Below are 18,450 nucleotides of genomic sequence, written 5' to 3'. Positions count from 1 at the left end.
GCTCACGGCTCGGCCCGCGGCTTAACCGGATCGATCACCTGGGTCACGCAATGTTTGAGGCCTTCTACGTGCCAGTTGGCCCACAGCCGACTTTTGCCGGTGCTGTCTTCATCCGGCTCTATCGCCAGCCAGTTTCGAGCGGCTATCAGGTAACGTCCTCGGGCACCGATGGGCAACAGGGTTGCGGTGATGCCGTAGTCGATCTGTTCCTGGTGCTTGCCAATGGACTCCAGAAACTGCACCGCCAGCACCGGCGGTGCAGGATGCACGACCCCGGTCGAAATCAATTGGTAGATCAATCCTGAACCATCGTTGCGATGCCGGGATAACGTCGATTCAATCACGCAGGCCCCCGCCACATGAACATCACCGGACACCAGCGTGACCTTGCATGACTCGGCATGGGCGAAATCCAGCAGCCGCATGATCAACCGCTTGCGTTCGTCTCGGTGGGGCAGGCTTCGCCAATGGTCGCGCAAATCGTCCTCCAGTTCCTGTTGCCCCGAGATCAGGTCCAGTGCCTTTTCGGCCGCCTGCAAATCCAGGTAGCCGACGGGAATACTCGACATCAGCAGCAAGTGCTTATGCGCCTTGACCTTGCCCAGCCAGGCATAAATCGCATCCCAACTGACGGGGGAAATGATCCGGGTTTGCCGAGCCGGGGGCGTCGTCAAATCCGGCGCACGCTCACTGCGCAAGTCAGGCACCAGCAATGCCAATTCACCCAGGCCGGTAAACCCCAGGTGAAAGCCGTCAGCGGTGTCGGGAATCGCACAGGGATGGGTATCAGCGGACGGTTTGAGGTGAGGATGAGTCTGGATCAGTTGCTGCTGGAAAATCCTGAAATAGCGCTTGGCCGTGGCAAACAGCCCCTGGAACACCGGGCTTGAATGCAGAATCTCATCGTAGGAACCCCAGCCATCGATGATGTCATGGTCATCCCACATCATCACCGTCGGAACGGCGCTGAGCAGCTTCGCGACCTCAGGCTGTTTCCAGCGCTCCAGGTAGAGTCTGGCGAAGAACTTGTCCAGATCGGCTTCGATCACCTTGCTGTAGACCGCCTTTTGACGGTCGGCAAAGGGTTTGGCAAACCATGTTTTCATCGACGACACACTGCTGCGCATGTCGTCGCTGTAAACCTGATCGCCCCCCATCAACAACAGATGATAGGGCTTGCTTTGATGAACCCCCCACATGTGCTCCCAGCGCTCGTTGTTCCGGTCCACTTTCTCCATGTCCCTGGGGTCCGAGAAACCGTTGCACGACACATAGGCCATGCGCGGCGACTGACCCTCGGCAGGAACGACGAAGTTGGCCTCCGCGCCCTCTATCTTGATCGTGTAAGTCGTGGCGACAGCCTGGTCTTGCAGCGCTTTGAAATCGACGCGCCAGACGCGGTACTGAGGATTGAGCAACGGGATATCGGCGGTGGCCAACGGTTTGCCGGCAGTGACACCGCCGGGTACTTTTACGCTGGGTGATGTCGCGCCCAAGGGTAAAACCACTAGAGCCGACACGTTATAGACATTACTGTTGATGCCACGAAACTGCAGAATCGGGCCGAGTAACAAACTCATGGACGGTCCATCCGTTGACAGGGGTGTGAACGCCTAGAGACTAGACGACAATCGACGCTGCGCATGACGCGCAACACCCGTCTCTACAAGGAGGTCATCCACGATGCACGCCGCACCAACGCTCTACACCGAACGACTGATTTTGCGCCCGCTGGAACTGGCCGATGCCGACGCCATCCAGCAACAATTCCCCCACTGGGACGTGGTGCGTTATTTGAATGTCCTGGTGCCGTGGCCTTATCCCGCTGACGGCGCGTTGACTTATCTGCGTGATATTGCCCTGCCGGCGATGACCCGTGGCGAAGAATGGCACTGGTCGATCCGCTTGAAGTCGGCCCCCGACCAACTGATCGGCAATGTCAGCCTGATGAATGAACAGGACAACAACCGCGGCTTCTGGCTGGCCCCGCAATGGCAAGGCCAGGGGTTGATGGGTGAAGCCAGTGCGGCGGTGACCGAGTACTGGTTCGAAACACTCGGCCGGCCGTTGCTGCGCGTGCCGAAAGCGGCGCCGAATATTGGCTCGCGCAAACTCTCGGAACGTACCGGCATGCGCTTGATACACACCGATGAAGGCGACTTTGTCAGTGGACGATTCCCGAAGGAACTCTGGGAGATCACCCGCGAAGAGTGGCTTCAACTGCGCTGAAGATCCAATGTGGGAGCGGCGGTGCGACGATTCGACTTGCTCGCGAAGGCGGTGTGTCAGTCAATATTAATGTCGACTGACACGCCCTCTTCGCGAGCAAGCCCGCTCCCACATTATGCGTTGAACCGCACGCCCGGTTTGGCCCGCTCATCCACCGTCAACTCAAACACGTCCGGGCGCGCGTAGTGCCCGACCACGTCGTAGTCGTAACGGGCGCGGATCAGGTCGTCGGTGTCGATTTCAGCGGTGAGCAAACCCGCCTCGTCACGCAGCGGCCCGGCGAGAATGTCGCCCATCGGCCCGACAATCACGCTGCCGCCGGCAATCAACGGACGCTGCGCCGGCCAGTTGGCGATTTCCACGCCCAAGGCTTGAGGTGAGGCCTGCACCTGACAGGCGCTGACCACAAAGCAGCGTCCTTCATGGGCGATGTGGCGCATGCTGACTTGCCACATTTCCCGCTCGTCCACGGTCGGCGCGCACCAGACCTCCACGCCTTTGGCATACATCGCGGTACGCAGCAGCGGCATCATGTTTTCCCAGCACACCACTGCGCCGACTCGCCCGACCTGGCTGTCGATCACCGGCAAGGTCGAGCCATCGCCCTTGCCCCAGATCAGTCGCTCGGTGCCGGTGGGCATCAGTTTGCGGTGCTTGGCGACCAGCCCGGCCTGCGGATCGAAATACAGCGCGGTGCAATACAATGTGCTGCCGGCGCGCTCGATCACGCCGATCACCAGGTTGGCACCAGTACGTGAGGACAATCCGGCCAAGGCATCAGTCTCGGCACCGGGCACGTCGATGGCGTTGTCGAAATACCGCGCAAACGCTTCACGCCCCTCCGGCAGTCGATAACCGAGTTGCGTGCCAAAACCCTCGCCCTTGGGGTAGCCGCCGAGCAACGCCTCCGGCATGACCACCAGTGCGGCGCCGGATTCGATAATGGCGGTTTCCCAAGAGAGGATTTGATCAAGGGTGTCGGCCTTGCCGCCGGGCAAGGCGCCGATTTGCAGGGCAGCAACGATGGACTTGGGCATCGTGATGACTCCGTCAGTAATGAGGTGTTGCTCATTCTCCGGCGCCACAGGATCATGAATAAAGCCCGACTCACTGCTGAATGATATGAACCAAATGAATATCGCGACCGTCGATCTCAACTTGCTCAAAGTCTTCGAAGCCCTGCATGAGGAATCCAGCGCCAGCCGTGCCGCGCTGCGTCTGGGCGTGACGCAATCGGCGGTCAGCGCGGCGTTGCGCCGATTGCGCGAGGTGTACGGCGATCAGTTGTTCGTGCGCACGGGTCGAGGTCTTGCGCCGACGCTCAAGGCCAACCAGTTAAAACCGGTGGTCAGCGATGCGCTGAATAAATGCCGCCAGAGCCTGGCGATGGTCGATCCGGCGGCGAATCATTACGACGGACGTTCGGTGACGGTGGGTTTATCGGATGATTTCGAAATCGCCTACGGGCGACGATTGATTGACGAGATCGCGGATCGCGCGCCGAAACTGCGGCTGATCTTTCGCCAGACCCATAGCCAGATCGTCGCCCGAGCCTTGATGGAACGCAGCATCGATCTGGCGATTACAGCAGGCGGGTTCGCCGAGCGTTTGCTCAGTCGTCAGGTGCTGGGTGAAGGCGATTATCTGTGCCTGGTGGATCCCCTCAGTCTGACCGAGGGACAGGAAACTCTCAGCCTTGAAGCGTTCGTCGCCCGTGAGCATATTCTGGTGTCATCGGGCGGTTTTATCGGGATCACCGATGAAGGCCTGGCGGCGTTGGGGCTGAGCCGGCGGGTATGTGCATCGACCACGCACTTTGCCGCGTTGCCGCATCTGCTCAAGGGCAGTCAGGCGGTGGCGACTATTCCAGCTCATGCGGCACGAAGTATCGCTACGCTCAGCGGACTGGCGCTGCTGCCCTGCCCTCTGGCGCTGCCACGCTATCCGATCGAACTGGGCTGGCGCACCAGCACGCAGCTCGATCCGGTGGTGCTGAAAGTGCGCGAGGCGATTATCGCGACCTTTTCCTACCCGTAGGAGCTGGCGAAGCCTGCGATCCTTTGATCTTTAGCAGTTTCGAAACCGGCAAAAGAGCAAGATCAAAAGATCGCAGCCTTCGGCAGCTCCTACATGAGCGCGTACATCCGCCATTGATCGGTCGTACTCATTCCCCGTAGGAGCTGGCGAAGCCTGCGATCTTTTGATGTTCGACAATTTCGAAACCGTCAGCGCTGGAAGCTTATTTAGCGGCCATCAGGCGATTGACTTCACTGCGCACCATGTTCGCAAATTCCGGGGGCGACATGCCGTCAAGTTCGGAGCGGACCCACTCGGCCCATTTGCCTTTGCGCTTGGCACGCTCACCGAACAACCGTGCGGCTTCGCCCTTGGATTTACCCAGGTTGTTTTGCCAGAGCTCGAACAGACGGGATTTTTCATCTTCAAGCGCCGCGCGCTCGGCAAGGGGTTTGTCGGCCAGATTGAAGCTCATGGAAGATACCTGCTGCGTAAAATAGGCGACATCTTACACTGTAGGAGGAAATGTCCTGCCCTGGATTTTTCATCAGGGTGGAGTCGCCACGCAAAATGGCTGCAACTTTTGCCATCGCGCCAGACTCCATTGTTCACTGCCCATTTACCTGCAAGGAGTACTCCAATGGCCCGCAAAATCATCGATCAAGTCGCCGAGGATCAAATCAAGGATCAGGTCTTCAGCGAACTTCAGGCCCTGATCGAAGAGTCGGAAAAACTGCTCAAGAGCAGTGCTTCACTGGTCGGTGAAGAAGCGGACACCCTTCGTGGGCAAATCGCCCAGAAGCTCCAGCAGGCCCGGGGTTCAGTTTCCAGTATACGTGACCGGACCAGGCCCGCAGTCGAGGCCAGCGAAATCTACATCGGTGGTCATCCCTGGCAAACCGTGGCCATCTCCGCCGGATTCGGTTTGGTGGTGGGGCTGTTGTTGGGTCGGCGTTAAGCCATTGTGGCGAGGGGGCTTGCCCCCGTTGGGTCGCGAAGCGGCCCCAAAACTGTTTCCGCGGTGAATCAGCTAAGCGGGTGTGCAGGTTTCACGACTGCTTCGCAGCCGAACGGGGGCAAGCCCCCTCGCCACAAAAGCCCGCTCCCACATTAGGGCTTGCGTTTGAGCTCAAAGCCCGGCCAGTTCCCGCAGATTTGCCAGCGTCTGAGCATCGAGTGCAATGCCTTCGACCTTGGCTTTGGCGCGCTGCTGATGACGCCGATCACCCGGTAACCGCTTGAGCCCTACACCGTGCATTTGCCGAACCAGTTCCTCACTGCGCTCGGCAAAACTCTGCCCCGCCGACTTGCTCGGGTCGATCACGATCAGCAGTTGACCCGTCCAGGGTGTTTTCGCCCCGGGATGGTTCGACCAGTCGAACTCGAAAGAAAAATTGCCGCCAGTCAACGCCGCCGCCAACAACTCCACCATCATCGACAGCGCCGAACCCTTGTGTCCGCCAAACGGCAGCAAGGCACCACCTTCAAGGATCGCTTTCGGATCCTGGGTTGGCTGGCCGAGGCTGTCCACCCCCATGCCCGCGGGCAAACGCTCGCCTTTACGGGCGGCGATCTGTACATCGCCATGGGCGATGGCGCTGGTCGCCAGGTCGAAGACAATCGGACCACCGTTGGCCCGAGGGGCAGCGAAGGCAATCGGGTTGGTCCCGAATAGCGGACGGTCGGCACCGTGCGGAACCACGCAAGTCATGCTGTTGACCACGCTCAGTGCCACCAGCCCTTCATCGGCAAACGGCTCGACGTCCGGCCACAAGGCAGCGAAATGGTGGGAATTACGGATGGCCAGCACCGCAATGCCGGCACCACGGGCTTTCTCCACCAACAATGACCGCGCCGCCGCGAGGGCCGGTTGGGCAAAACCATTAGCGGCGTCGACCCGGACGAAACCCGAGGCCACGTCCTCGACCACCGGTACAGCCTTGCCGTTGACCCAGCCGCTTTGCAACGTCGACACATAACCGGGAATGCGGAATACGCCGTGGCTGTGAGCACCATCGCGCTCGGCACCGGCGCAGTTAAGGGCCAGGGTTCTGGCGACATCGGCTGAGGTGCCGTGGCGCAAGAAGATCTGCTCGAGCAACGCCGTCAGCGCTTCGAAGGACAGGTTTTGCGAAACCGCAGTAGACACATGATCGTGTGGCGCAGACATCTGAAGCTCCAGAGTAATTATTGGAGGGGGCAACAGCGTACGAAGACAAGCCGATTAACAACGCACGACGAGCGAGCTGTCAACTTTTCGGTTGATCACCTGCAGGCCGTACCCGCGCGGCCTCCACTTTCTTCTCGAGTTTGCACGATCAACCGGCAGGCTGTGCGGTAACTATCTACCACCTTCCACACTTCAATGACTTTTAGTCTCGAGGCTCAATCCACTGGCGAATTTCAATCGCGCCCTGAACGAGACTCGACGATGTCTACACCTGTTACTCCGATGTTTTTCCCCCAGGCCCTGAAGTCTCCCGGACTCTGGAGGAAACTTGGCCAAACCCACGGGCTGACGCAAAAGGACTTCGAATGGTTCAGTCACCTGCAACTAGCCAACCACACGCTGCGCGGTGAACAGAAACCGCCCATGCTCGCCGAAAAAATTCTGCTCAAGACCAACGACCTGGAACCCGTGCCCCTGGCCGGCAGCTTCGTGCTGAGCGCCACACCGGATGACAACGGCGTGATTCTCTATACCCCCTACGCCGGCATAAAGAAGTTCGACAGCCGCTCAACCTTGACCGAACAGCTGAACCGCCAGCTGAACAGCGCGACCGAGGACGACGACCTGCTGGCGTTCATGTCGTTGTCTCAACGCAGAACGCTGGCAGATGCCGCCACTATCGAGGTGACCTTTCAAACCATCGAAGGCGAGGTGTTCGAAGACCAAAGCAGCACCATCACCGCACATCAGCACATGAACGATCAGGCCATGCTCGACGAGTTGAAAGCGCTGCCGACCCTGACTTCGCTGCTCGATACGGTGCTCAATGAACTGCTGAAGTCAGCCTTCCCCGGCCTGGATCAACGCCAGACCCAGGTCAGTTTCTATTCCACGGCAACTGCCGATGAACACGATAAGGAAAGCACTCCGGCGCGGCGCTGGCTCAACGCGATGTCCTTGAGTGATGCGGTGCTGTTTCACTACCGCAATCAACGCTGGCCGTTGGGGCAATCACATGAGTTTTCCCACCCGAAAAAGCTTCCGGCCAGCACTGACCAGCAATACTGGGAAACCGCCGTAGCCACTGCCTCCCGAAAACTGATCAGCCTGCTTTCCGAGCAAATGAATAGTTACTGGGACGCAGCGAGTGCCGATGGCGCATCACGTCGCGATTTGTTCAGCAAGGCCATTGCTGAACAGGCGCGAGCGGAGTTCCTGCTCAAGCGCGAAGCCGAAATCATCACGCCTGAACAAAGCCAGGACTTGCATTCGCTGATCGAACCGACCAGCAGAACGTACGAGACACTGACCGTCGAAACCGTGCGTCTCTGGGAATACGAGGCCAACTATGTGGAGCTGGCAGGCTCGCTGATGATCAGTGGCAGCAATGCGTTTCTCTACACCCCCGCTCAGGGGCTGCAGGTGCTGAAAGACTATCAGGACCTCAAAGACACCTTACTGAGCAAATTCAGCGCGGCCGGTCATGAGGATGAGCTCTACGGCCTCCTGAGCCTGGCGGAACGTCAGCGCTTCATCGGTTTCGATCAGCCGAATGTCTCCGGGAAAGTGATTTCCGGTTCGATCTTCAAAAAGCTGTTCGAGGCGATCATCACCAAACAACAGCAGAATGTGGAGTATGCCCTGCAGGTTTTCCGTCACAGCGACGGCATCGTGGACATCAACGCCTTGTTCGACAAGGCGCTGGACATCCGCTCGATGCTCAGCGAGCACCTGCTGATGCTGGATGCCCAAGGGCGCTGGAGTACGCGACCGGTATTGTCGGGCAAGCAACAGCCCTCCATGGTGCTGGCAGACACGGCGGCGGCGTTCGTGAAAACCTTCAGCGATATCGAAGCGCTGATCGGCGCGGACTTTGCAGCTCAACCCACCACCGCGTTGGCACTGCAGCGAGTCTATCTGGAGAACATGAAACCCCGGCTGGCTCATGCTCTTTCCGTAGGCATACGTGGGGAAGCCAGTCTTCGGGGGCTCGACGCCACATTGGGCGACACGGACCGGGCCATTGTCGATACGGTGCTCAATCCGGATAAGCCGGATCGTAAACGCCGGCTCTCACTCAAGGGGTTCCGGCCTGACGCCTATTCATTGACCCTTGAGTGCACCGGCCAAACGAATATCCTGCCCTTGGCCAATTGCATGTTGTTGACCGAGCGTGGCGGGCTCGACCCTCAGCATTCGGGCCGAACAGTTTTATGGACACCTGCGCAGGGCCTGGAAGTCTTTGATACCGTCAGCCGCGCGAGGCAGGAACTGGACCGGCGCCTGCATGATCCGCAAAAACGTCTGGCGCTATTGGAAAACCTCTCCCCTGTCCAGCGCACCTTCCACCAGCGTTATACGCTCGGTGCGTTGCGACTGATTGAAGATCATGTCCTGCAGCGGTTATCACAATCATCCATTGACCACTTCCTGGGACATTGCGAATACCTGCGCGCCCTCAAGCTGGACACTGCAAAACAGATCAAAGCCCTTCAAGCCCTGACAAAAACGGTGGTCGACACCAACTTGCGCAGAGCCACTTCGATCGCGCAGGCGATCACCCTACAGCAGTCCTTGCCTGCCTGGCTCGCAATGGCACCCGTCGAGGAGCAGCAGCTGCACATCGAACTGCTGGAGCAATACCGCAACAGCGTCGACGATGACAAAGACTACCTGCACGGCCTAAAGACGCTGAAGTCCTATGTGCATGAGACGTTGGAGTCACTGCTCGGTAGCCGCTTCTCGGGGACACTGCCAGACCCCGACGACATCGAAATCATCCCCAACCTGACCTTGGCCGGCCCCGCTCGATCCCTGACCGAGTTTGCCTTGAACCATGTCAACATTGCCCAGGGCACAGGTTTCACGATCGCTTCGAAAACCACTCAATCCCTTCCGCAAGGCCTGGACCAGTCCGCTGTCAGGCAACTCCTGCTGTCACTGAACATTCAGCAAACCTACGCAAAACTGGTCATAGACAGCTTGTCGAACAAAAGCGCCGATGCCGACATTCGAAGGCTGCGCTTCATTCGGCAACTGCCCTGGCAATTGATGCAACACGCCCATGCACAAAAACTGCAGCAACGTCTTTCCGACAGCGCCTTCGACTTGATTCGACAGGTGATGGACATGCCGGACGCTATCGCCCGCGCGGCTGTCAACGGCGCCCACGCCATTGTTCGCCCTCTGGAGCTGATCAAGACAGTCGGCGCTGCTGCCGTCAGGACACTGGGCCTGTACCTGATAGGCCCCGGCTCCGGACAGAAAGGTCCGCAAGTCCTGTATGCGCCCTACCATGCAGGCTCGCCATTCACCGAGTTCGACAATGAGACCAGCGTTGTCTCGGCGTTCAATACGCCGGGACCGTTACAGGAGCTGCTGATACGTCGCCTTCCAGCAAGTGCGCAATCCGGGTTTCGCAATCTGTTGAAGTCCACCGTCGGACAAGCGAGCGAAATCACCCTCGCCTCTAACCCCATCGGCGGCAACTTGCTGACCCGGTTGTTCAGCGACAACACAAGCCTGCTGTGGCAAATGCTCGGCGCTCAGTCCGAGGTCGGCGGCCAGTCAGACTGGGAGGCAGCCAAAAACCTGTTCAGCTCCGGCATCCAGAGGTTCTCGGGCCTTTTACCCGGCAAACTGGCTTATGGGCTGTTTTTGTGGCAAGCCTACAAAGACTTCAAGAACTCGGCCGAAGCGCTGCAGGACCACCACTGGAAACAGGCAATGTTCAACTTTATTGCCGGTGCAGTGCAAATGGTGTCACTGGGCAGGTTGTCGCTGGAAGAGTCGATCGGCACAGCGCAGGCAACGACCAATACTCTCGCCGAACCGGCGGCCACTCCTGTGGTCGCGCCGCAATGGTCGCAAGTGCAATCCACTGCACCGATGCGCACGTCACTGCAGCCTTTCGAAACCACCGCCGTCGAACTGAAGGATTTAAAGAAGAACAGCGCTGATGGCACTTACCTGGAAATGACCAGCAGACAAACCTATGCCCCCATCGCGGGCAAGGTGTACCGCGTGACCAAACCCGGGGCGATCTGGCGGATGATCAAAGACACGGAAGAAGGCCCGGCGCTCCTGACTACCTCAGACAAGCAACTGGTGCTCGATTCGGACATCCATACCGTCCACTATGGAAAAGCCCTGTCGAAAATGCACAATCGACATGCCGCCGATAAATATGCCAGGCAGCTTCTGAATATCGAAGCACGGGGAATGAAAGACATTCGGGCAAAACACCCGGAAAAAGCGCGCATGATCGTGCAAGCCATAGACCTGGCTCGCTACTACGCTTTTAACAGTCTGCATAACCTGGCGCAGCTCAGACAGCTGAAGCCGGGGACGCGGCTGGATACCTTCCTCAGAGCCGTTTTTGATGCTGACCTTATCGACGACAGCCTCCTGGACAAAATCAAGAAAGTCATCGTGCCCATTTGCACAGCGCTGGTGGACCCAAACGTGGATTTCATGAATACCGAACGTTTTGTGGTCGGGTCAAACAAATACGCAATCGGCAATACGATTGCTTTTGTTATAAATGATGACGCACAGAATCGTGTGCATTTCACGGAGAGGTTCTTTGACCCGCAACTCGATTGGTACGAGTCCTGTTTGACTGAGCCTTTCAGCGTCGGCGACCATGCCCGGGCCACTACGCTGATCCATGAGTTCTCTCATCTTTTTTCAAAGACCGTGGATATTGCACTGGTTGAAGCAAGGCGCCCGTTCAGCGATCTCATTGCCACCGTCACCGCTTACGGTGTGGCAATCAAACAAACGCAACAGGATTTCCAGCGAAAAGCACTGTCCCTCGCCACCCCGAGAGAGGAGCTGTTTGCGCATTGGAACGAAACGTTGCAGGAATGGATCGATCTGGATTCGGTTGAGGGTTTGGGGCATGTGGCTCAGGACATCCTCAAAACGACGGGCTGTAAAACACTGGATGAAGCTCGCAACATTTTCCTGAATCCGGACAATGTGCATCTGCGAACCGACGTCATTTTGCGCAACGCAGACTCGATCGCTTACTTGATAGGTGAAATGGGTCGACAACTGGATCCGGTGCTAGCCCCATCCCCGAGTTGATCTGAATTTTTCATCATAAAAGCATGTGCAGTCACCCTATCTGCACATGCTTTGCTCGCCCGGTACAGGGCACCAGCCTTGCAGGGGCTTGACCCTTTTTTCACTCAATTTATGGATACTGCCAGGCGATACCCTGTTTGCGGGCGTGCGGATGAAAAATAAGTCGTACTTTGATGGGCAATTGCCATGACGGTTGTTCTCGCAGACTTCCCCTCAAGGTTAGAATGCAGGAAATCAGGATGAGTCAATGACCGATCACTCTCTCTCGCAAGCCCAATACGACGCCATCACCGATGCCGCTGCGCACTGGTGCATGCGTCTGCACGCCACCGACTGCACGGCCGAAGAACGCCTGGCGTTCGAGCAATGGCGTGACGCCCATCCTCTGCATGCCTTCGAGTACGAAGCCATGCTGCAGATCTGGGATGTGGCTGGGGATTTGCCTCGTCCCGAATCTCCCGCGCCGGCAGTTGGCATCAAACCGGCAAAGTCCTGGCGCACCTTCGGCATTGCAGCCACCGTCTGTGCCCTGGCATTGCCACTGGCGGCATACACCGGATGGAACCTGGGTTGGCTGCCCAATGCCTACCAGCATTTCGAGGCGACAGACAATGTTCGTCAGGTCACGCTGGGCGACGGCAGTCAGGTGGAGCTGAACCTGGGCAGTGAACTGACGTTCAGCAACTACAAGGATGAACGTCGTGTCACGTTGAAAAAAGGCGAAGCCTTCTTCAACGTCAGTCACGACGTGCAGCACCCTTTCATTGTCAGGGCGGCCGACGGCAGAATTCGCGTCACCGGAACCCGATTCAACGTCTGGATGTATGAGGATCAGGTACGCGTGAACCTGATCGAAGGTTCCGTCCTGGTAACCAGCAATGGTGCTCTGCCCGGCGAGGGCTCACGTCTCGAACCTGCCATGCAGGCACGTTACCGACACGGCGACTTCACACCGCAAATCAGCCAGACCTCTGCCGATGACCATTCGCTGGCGTGGCGCAGCGGAAAACTGGTGCTCGATGATCTGACGCTGACCGATGCCCTGCCCTTGATCAATCGTTATTTGAACAAGCCAGTCATGATCGCAGACCACAGTACTGGCTCGATTCGCCTCGGCGGCATCTACAACATCAAGGAACTCAACAACCTGGTGGCTTCGCTACCCAAGGTGCTGCCGGTCTACCTGACCCGCAATAAGGACGGCAATCCGGTCCTCAATTCGATCCCGCAACAAGCCCCAAAAAGCTGAAGGCCGCCACCCTTGCGGGGTGCGGCCTTCACTTTTGATTCAAACGCTATCGCGACTACTGCGCGGCGATCTTCCCTGCTTTTTCATCCTGCTCTCGAATCGTCTGAGCCTGATACTGCGGATCGGACGTGATCTGCTGCTCGGTAAACGGCAACACACTCAGCTGTTTCTTCGAAAAGGCCAGTGTCTGATCCCGGGAGTACTTCGACGCCGGGTCACTGGACAACGAGAAAGCCAGTAAGCCCCGAGCCTGCGGTCCCTTATCATCGAAAGTCACCACCTGCAAATAGCTGGTACCACTGACGACTTCGCGTTTTCCGTCGCTTCTCGGCACGCTTTGGATCGCGTTATACACACCCAGCGTGCCCGGCCCGCCGTGGATCGGCGTTTGCTGCCCGCCACTGCTGACCACCTGGATATCACCCCAGCGGCTATCGGCCTTCAGGCCAAGGGCTTTCACCTGTTCGACCGAAGCCATCATCGCCGCCCGAATCGCTTTGGCAACATCTGGCCGTTCAATTGCCAGGCCATGTGGAGTGTTTTGCGGATCCTTCGGATCGAACGCTACACGCCAGATATCAGGGATCTGCTGTAACGGCTCCATGACATTCTGAAAATGCACAAAGCCCAGTCCACTGTCCAGATTCACCCGGCGATCCCAGGCCTTGAGGCTGGCACACAGCGGTGTAAGCGTCGGTGCATCGGCGCCGAGATTCGCGGCGCAGAACTGCAGCAGATCCGGCATCACTTGGGCCGCCTGATACACCTGATCGTCCATCACCATGTGTTGCAGATCGGCCGCAGCGACAGGGCCGGCCTTGCTCAATGTGCCCAGACGCTCCAGTGCGAAACGCGAACGCAGCCCCAACGGCTGATTGTCCTGACTGATCAACGGCGAAAAACCGGTGAGCGGTTGTGCCGGGTTGGCCATCCAGGCCGAATCATTGGAATGCTGCACAAAGTCTTTGCGCAGCAGTTGCGGCAACTTGTCTGCCGCGTAGATACCTTTTTGCGCAGCGTGCGGGTCGATGTCCCAGGCACAGGCGCTGTTGGAACCGTCGAGCAGAATCATCTGTAATCCGGCCCGCGGATCGCTGCACTTGGCCAGCTTGTCGGCATTGACGTTCGGCACCACCGACAGGTTCATGTAAAGCGTCTGCCCTTGATCGTCCACCGCCAGGGTGTTGACCCACGGGATCCCCTGAATCTTGTGCAGCGATGCCTGCAAATCCTTGAGGCTGGTGGCACGGTTCATCGCATACCACTGCTGCAAGACCCGGTCGTTCTCCAGGTTAGCGTCGCGCAGGCTATAGGCGAACTGGTTGTTCCAGTCCAGCTTACCGGGCCATTGCACAATCGGGCCGAACTCCGAGCTGTAGACCACATGGGAGATTTGCCGGGTCTGGCCATCGGCTTGCTTCACGTTCACTGCCAGCGTCTGCTGTTTCATTGGCAAGGACTTGCCATCCAGCAGGTAACGGGTCGGGTCCTTGGGATCGAGTTGCAGGCGATACAGCGTGAAGTGCTTGGACGAATCCACCGTGTGGGTCCACGCCAGGTGCTGGTTGAAACCAATATTGATCATGGGCAGGCCGGGCAACGCGGCGCCCATGACGTCCAGTTTGCCGGGAATGGTCAGGTGCATCTGATAGAAACGCATCCCGCCCACCCACGGAAAGTGTGGATTGGCCAGCAACATCCCGCGACCGTTGAACGAACGTTCGCTGCCGACCGCCACGGCGTTACTGCCGCGATCCAGAGCAAAGCGTTGCATGCGCGAAGCCGCCAGCTGGAACGACGCCGGTTCGCCCGCCAGATGGGCAACGGTTTTCGGCGGGGTAGCACCGGCCAATGCTTCGGCAAACTGCCCCACGCCGCCTTCGACCAACAGACGTCGGGTCAACTTGACCAGGTCCTGGGCGGTAATCGCGCGCACCCATTCTCCCTGGCATTGCTGCGGCAAACCCTGCGCTCGACGCTCTGTCAGCGAACGGTTGTAACCCGCCACGTAACCTTCGATGAGCTCTTGGACTTCAGGCGTTTGCGTCTGCCAGAAAGCGGCAACAGCCTGCGGGGTATTCAGCCAGTTGAAAAACACATCGCTGGCCAGGTTCCCGCGCTCTTCGACGCTAGACTGGTCCGGGCCGAAATACCGTGAGCGCTCGCCATTGACGGTGACGATCTCATTGGCCAGCAAGCACAGATTATCTTGAGCGTAGGCATAGCCAATGCCATAGCCGAGCCCACGCTCGTTGTCGGCACGAATATGCGGCACGCCGAAACTGGTTCGACGAATCTCGGCCGTCGCCTGCTCTGGCTGGCTGCGCGCGTTTGCTGCAAGACTGAGCCCCAGAAACACACCCGCAAGGCTCAACCTGGTTAACTGCCTGGAAATAATCACGCTCGCTCCTGATCGAAAAGACGTATGACACGCAATGCGCCTCCCCTTAAAACGAAGCAAACAGCAAAAATTTAGGACATCCCCCGCGCCCGGCTCACGGGCCGCTGACATAACGGCGACAAATTTTCTACATACGGGTCTTCATTATTTGCCTGGCTCATTCGTCTTATTGATTGAGAGCGCCCATCACTTTTTCCTGATCAGGCTCTGAAAAGGAGTTTTTGCATGTACAACCCGCAACTGCCAACGGACGGTAGCCATGCGCCAAAGGCCAGCACCCTGGGCTCCGGCGTTTTCAATCAACCAGCCGAACGCCACGGCAACGAACGGATCAGGTTTCTGCTCAAGAGTTTTGGCCTGCGTACCAGCCTGATTCGCCTCAAAGTCATCGACGCCTTGCTGACCGCCGCCGAAAGCGACCGCAGCCTGGGGGTGCGTGGCGTCCACAGTCACTTGCTGGACCTGGACATTCCCCTGTCCTTTCTCAGTGTCCGTGAAGTGTTGAAACGCTTGTGCGGTGAAGGCGTGATCACCCTCAATCCGGACAAAAGCTACAGCCTGCATCCACAGGCCGCCGCTGTCCTCTACAGCGAGCAATCTGGCCAGGGGGCGTCGTCGCTCAAGGCTTGACCTTGCGACGCATCACGCCATTGATCACCACCACGAGCACTGCCACGCCAATGGCGATGTACTGGAACAGCTGTTCGGTGATGATTCCCGCATTTTGCAGCCAGGAAAGGCCGAACATGATCCCCAGTACCACCAGGGAAATCAGAATCGAGTATTTCAAACGTTGCGACTGGGTCATTGCGGGTTCCTGAACCAAAAAATGTATCCGGCTTGTATCCGATTGCATGCCAAGCCACTACCGTTCTGCGGGAATGAGGGGCTGCAAACGAGGTCTTATGTTACAGCCCATGACGCGTTTTGACTTCATAGCGGCGATTACCCGGATTTCGAAATGTTTCGTCGAATCACATTGCTGATTCCCTTGCTTGCTCTCCTGACCCTGAGTGGCTGCATCGTTTTCCCCCACGGCGGCTGGCATGGCGATCACCATTACGACCATGGCGCACCCGGTTATTATCAACATCGATAATATGGAACTCGCTCAGGTACTTGAGTCATTTCTATAGAAGCCATTCACCGACTGCGCACAGAGCTCCACCATCCCAGTCGACGAACACCCGCACCCGTCGGGACAACTGGCGATGAGGAGGATAGAGCGCCGTCAGCGGCATACCCGGTGGCGGCACATCCCTCAGTACCTCGATCAAACGCCCCTCCTTCAGTTGGCGGGCAACGTGATAATACGGGGTCTGGACCAAGCCATATCCCGCCTCACACGCCGCCAGATAGCCATCGGCGCTATTGACCGAAACGTGCTTGGGCAGATCGATCAACCGCAGGTGGTCATCGACTGCAAATTCCAGTCCGTAGCGTTTGCCTGTGCTATTGGAAAAGTATTCCACCATCTGATGACCTTTCAGATCCTCCAGGCACAGCGGAGTCCCACGACGCTGCAAGTATTCCGGGCTGGCACAGGTGACCTGGTCCAGCATGCACAGCGGGCGCGCCACCAGTGATTCGTCCAGAGTCGAGCCACCGCGCAACACGCAATCGACGCCTTCGCGAATCAGATCCACAGGCCGGTCATTCAAACCGATCTCCAGTTCGATCAATGGATATCGGGTGGTGAACTGCGGCAATGCCGGGATCACGATCAAACGCCCCACTCCCGCGGGCATATCCACTCGCAGCAAACCTTTGGGGTTGTGGCGAGCAGCGGAAAATACCGCTTCGGTTTCCTCCAGATCCGCCAGCAACCGCACGCAACGCGGGTAATAAGCCGCGCCATCAAGCGTCAAGCTGATCTGCCGGGTGGTGCGTTGCAGCAGTTGCACCCCCAGATGAGCCTCGAGTTGCTTGATCAGAATGGTCACCGAAGCCCGGGGCAATTGCAGGCTGTCCGCCGCTTTGGCAAAGCCGCCCAGTTCGACGATTCGGGTGAATACGCGCATGGCGTTTAAACGGTCCATTGCTTTGGCTTACCGGCTTATTATTTAGAAATTACAAATAGTGATAGCAGTTTTAGCCGGTTTATCTTGTTTCTGTCGAGGTTAACAATAGGTTTTCAATTCACAGGGAGCTAATTTCATGCAAACACGTCAACTGGGCAAAAACGGCCCGCAGGTGAGCGCGATAGGTCTGGGCTGCATGGGCATGACCGATTTCTACACCACCGGCGTGGACACCCGCGAAGCCACGGCCACTTTGCACCGCGCGCTGGAACTGGGGGTCAACCTGCTCGACACGGCAGACATGTACGGTCCACATACCAACGAAGAACTGATCGGCAAGGCCATTGTCGGCAAGCGTGAGCAAGTGTTTCTGGCCAGTAAGTTCGGCATTGTCCGCGACCCATCCAACCCCGGTACACGAGGCGTCAACGGGCGACCGGAATATATTCGCGACGCTATCGACGGCACCCTCAAGCGCCTTGGTGTGGAAACCCTGGATTTGTATTACCAGCACCGCATTGATCCGCAGGTGGCCATCGAGGAAACCGTAGGCGCCATGGCGGAACTGGTGAAGGCCGGCAAGGTGCGTTACCTGGGATTGAGTGAAGCATCGGTCGCCACGCTGGAGCGAGCGAACAAGGTTCATCCGATCAGCGCACTGCAAAGTGAGTATTCGCTGTGGAGCCGCGATCAGGAGGAGAACGGTTGCCTGGCCGCGTGCCAGCGTCTGGGCGTTGCCTTTGTCCCTTACAGCCCGTTGGGCCGGGGTTTTTTGACCGGTGCTCTGAGAAGCCCGGATGATTTCGCAGCCGATGATTACCGTCGCTTCAGCCCACGTTTTCAAGGGGACAACTTCGCAAAAAACCTTTTGCTGGTGCAACAGGTGCAGGCCCTGGCCGCCGACAAGGGTGTGACGGCGGGCCAACTGGCGTTGGCGTGGGTCTTGGCCCAAGGGGATTACCTGATCCCGATTCCAGGCACCAAACAGCGTAAATACCTGGAAGAAAATGTGGCGGCGCTGGACGTGAAATTGAGCCGCGAAGAGTTGCAGGCCCTGGAAGCGATATTCCCGGCCAATGCCACGGCAGGCCTGCGTTATCCGGAAGAAGTCATGAAGTTGCTTGACCGATAGCAGGTGCCCGGCCCACAGGCAGCGTCGCGCAGAAGCCCGGTCAGGCTGGCATGCCCCCTCGCCACAGGGGTTAACCCAAGGCTGTATTACTTCGAAACAATCCCCTGTCTCTTTGTTGGGTAAACGGGTCAAAATGCATCT

General features: G+C 58.0%; 14 protein-coding genes and 1 pseudogene. 8 read left to right on the top strand and 7 right to left on the bottom strand.

The window, feature by feature from the left end; genetic code table 11:
* Nucleotides 1-2: 2 nt before the first annotated feature.
* Nucleotides 3-1,580 (bottom strand): alkaline phosphatase D family protein, encoded by a 1,578-nt coding sequence (locus BK662_RS24535; RefSeq protein WP_123359606.1) that lies wholly within the window; start codon nt 1,578-1,580, stop codon nt 3-5.
* Between the two features lie 103 nt (nt 1,581-1,683).
* On the opposite strand from BK662_RS24535, the gene BK662_RS24530 reads away from it, so the two are divergent.
* Nucleotides 1,684-2,229 carry a GNAT family N-acetyltransferase gene (locus BK662_RS24530; protein ID WP_123359607.1) on the top strand — a complete coding sequence of 182 codons (546 nt, stop codon included), beginning with the start codon at nt 1,684-1,686 and terminating at the stop codon, nt 2,227-2,229.
* Nucleotides 2,230-2,342: 113 nt separating this feature from the next.
* On the opposite strand, the gene BK662_RS24520 is transcribed toward BK662_RS24530, so the two are convergent.
* Nucleotides 2,343-3,266: a carbon-nitrogen hydrolase family protein gene (locus tag BK662_RS24520; protein WP_123359609.1), complete on the bottom strand. Its 924-nt coding sequence runs from the start codon at nt 3,264-3,266 to the stop codon at nt 2,343-2,345.
* A gap of 85 nt (nt 3,267-3,351) precedes the next feature.
* Between BK662_RS24520 and BK662_RS24515 the strand changes: the two genes are divergently transcribed.
* Nucleotides 3,352-4,266, top strand: coding sequence for a LysR family transcriptional regulator (locus BK662_RS24515; RefSeq protein WP_123359610.1), 915 nt, complete (start codon nt 3,352-3,354; stop codon nt 4,264-4,266).
* A gap of 202 nt (nt 4,267-4,468) precedes the next feature.
* Here BK662_RS24515 and BK662_RS24510 read toward each other — a convergent pair whose 3' ends face one another.
* Complete coding sequence (locus tag BK662_RS24510; protein WP_123359611.1) at nt 4,469-4,720, bottom strand: hypothetical protein; 252 nt, start codon at nt 4,718-4,720, stop codon at nt 4,469-4,471.
* Between the two features lie 165 nt (nt 4,721-4,885).
* On the opposite strand from BK662_RS24510, the gene BK662_RS24505 reads away from it, so the two are divergent.
* Entirely contained in the window at nt 4,886-5,203 is a 318-nt protein-coding gene (locus BK662_RS24505; RefSeq protein ID WP_123359612.1) for an ElaB/YgaM/YqjD family protein, read from the top strand.
* Between the two features lie 171 nt (nt 5,204-5,374).
* Here the strand turns inward: BK662_RS24505 and BK662_RS24495 are convergent, their stop codons facing one another.
* Nucleotides 5,375-6,415 (bottom strand): Ldh family oxidoreductase, encoded by a 1,041-nt coding sequence (locus BK662_RS24495; RefSeq protein ID WP_123359613.1) that lies wholly within the window; start codon nt 6,413-6,415, stop codon nt 5,375-5,377.
* Between the two features lie 261 nt (nt 6,416-6,676).
* Between BK662_RS24495 and BK662_RS24490 the strand changes: the two genes are divergently transcribed.
* Nucleotides 6,677-11,506 carry a dermonecrotic toxin domain-containing protein gene (locus BK662_RS24490; RefSeq protein WP_123359614.1) on the top strand — a complete coding sequence of 1,610 codons (4,830 nt, stop codon included), beginning with the start codon at nt 6,677-6,679 and terminating at the stop codon, nt 11,504-11,506.
* Nucleotides 11,507-11,753: 247 nt separating this feature from the next.
* Complete coding sequence (locus tag BK662_RS24485) at nt 11,754-12,755, top strand: FecR family protein (RefSeq protein ID WP_123359615.1); 1,002 nt, start codon at nt 11,754-11,756, stop codon at nt 12,753-12,755.
* A gap of 55 nt (nt 12,756-12,810) precedes the next feature.
* Here the strand turns inward: BK662_RS24485 and pvdQ are convergent, their stop codons facing one another.
* Complete coding sequence (gene pvdQ, locus BK662_RS24480) at nt 12,811-15,156, bottom strand: bifunctional acylase PvdQ (protein WP_123359616.1); 2,346 nt, start codon at nt 15,154-15,156, stop codon at nt 12,811-12,813.
* Nucleotides 15,157-15,381: 225 nt separating this feature from the next.
* Between pvdQ and BK662_RS24475 the strand changes: the two genes are divergently transcribed.
* On the top strand, nt 15,382-15,786 hold the full coding sequence (locus BK662_RS24475; protein WP_123359617.1) for a fe2+ zn2+ uptake regulation protein: 405 nt from the start codon (nt 15,382-15,384) through the stop codon (nt 15,784-15,786).
* Here BK662_RS24475 and BK662_RS24470 read toward each other — a convergent pair.
* Nucleotides 15,776-15,964 carry a hypothetical protein gene (locus tag BK662_RS24470; protein ID WP_007901365.1) on the bottom strand — a complete coding sequence of 63 codons (189 nt, stop codon included), beginning with the start codon at nt 15,962-15,964 and terminating at the stop codon, nt 15,776-15,778. The two genes, BK662_RS24475 and BK662_RS24470, sit on opposite strands and share 11 nt — an antisense overlap.
* A 153-nt stretch (nt 15,965-16,117) precedes the next feature.
* Here BK662_RS24470 and BK662_RS34870 point away from each other — a divergent pair, with 153 nt between their 5' ends.
* A complete protein-coding gene (locus BK662_RS34870) occupies nt 16,118-16,255 on the top strand; it encodes a hypothetical protein (RefSeq protein ID WP_185047172.1) in 138 nt (45 codons plus the stop codon).
* Between the two features lie 12 nt (nt 16,256-16,267).
* Here BK662_RS34870 and BK662_RS24465 read toward each other — a convergent pair.
* Nucleotides 16,268-17,195 (bottom strand): annotated as a pseudogene (locus tag BK662_RS24465) (LysR family transcriptional regulator).
* A 118-nt stretch (nt 17,196-17,313) separates the two neighbouring features.
* Here BK662_RS24465 and BK662_RS24460 point away from each other — a divergent pair.
* Entirely contained in the window at nt 17,314-18,309 is a 996-nt protein-coding gene (locus tag BK662_RS24460) for an aldo/keto reductase (protein WP_123359618.1), read from the top strand.
* The last annotated feature ends 141 nt before the right edge of the window (nt 18,310-18,450 follow it).

The organism is Pseudomonas frederiksbergensis, assembly GCF_003732275.1.
In the GTDB taxonomy this organism is placed as follows: Bacteria; Pseudomonadota; Gammaproteobacteria; order Pseudomonadales; family Pseudomonadaceae; genus Aquipseudomonas; species Aquipseudomonas frederiksbergensis_H.
The sequence above is the reverse complement of the archived record's forward strand: the minus strand, read 5'-3'. Positions and strand labels throughout refer to the sequence as shown.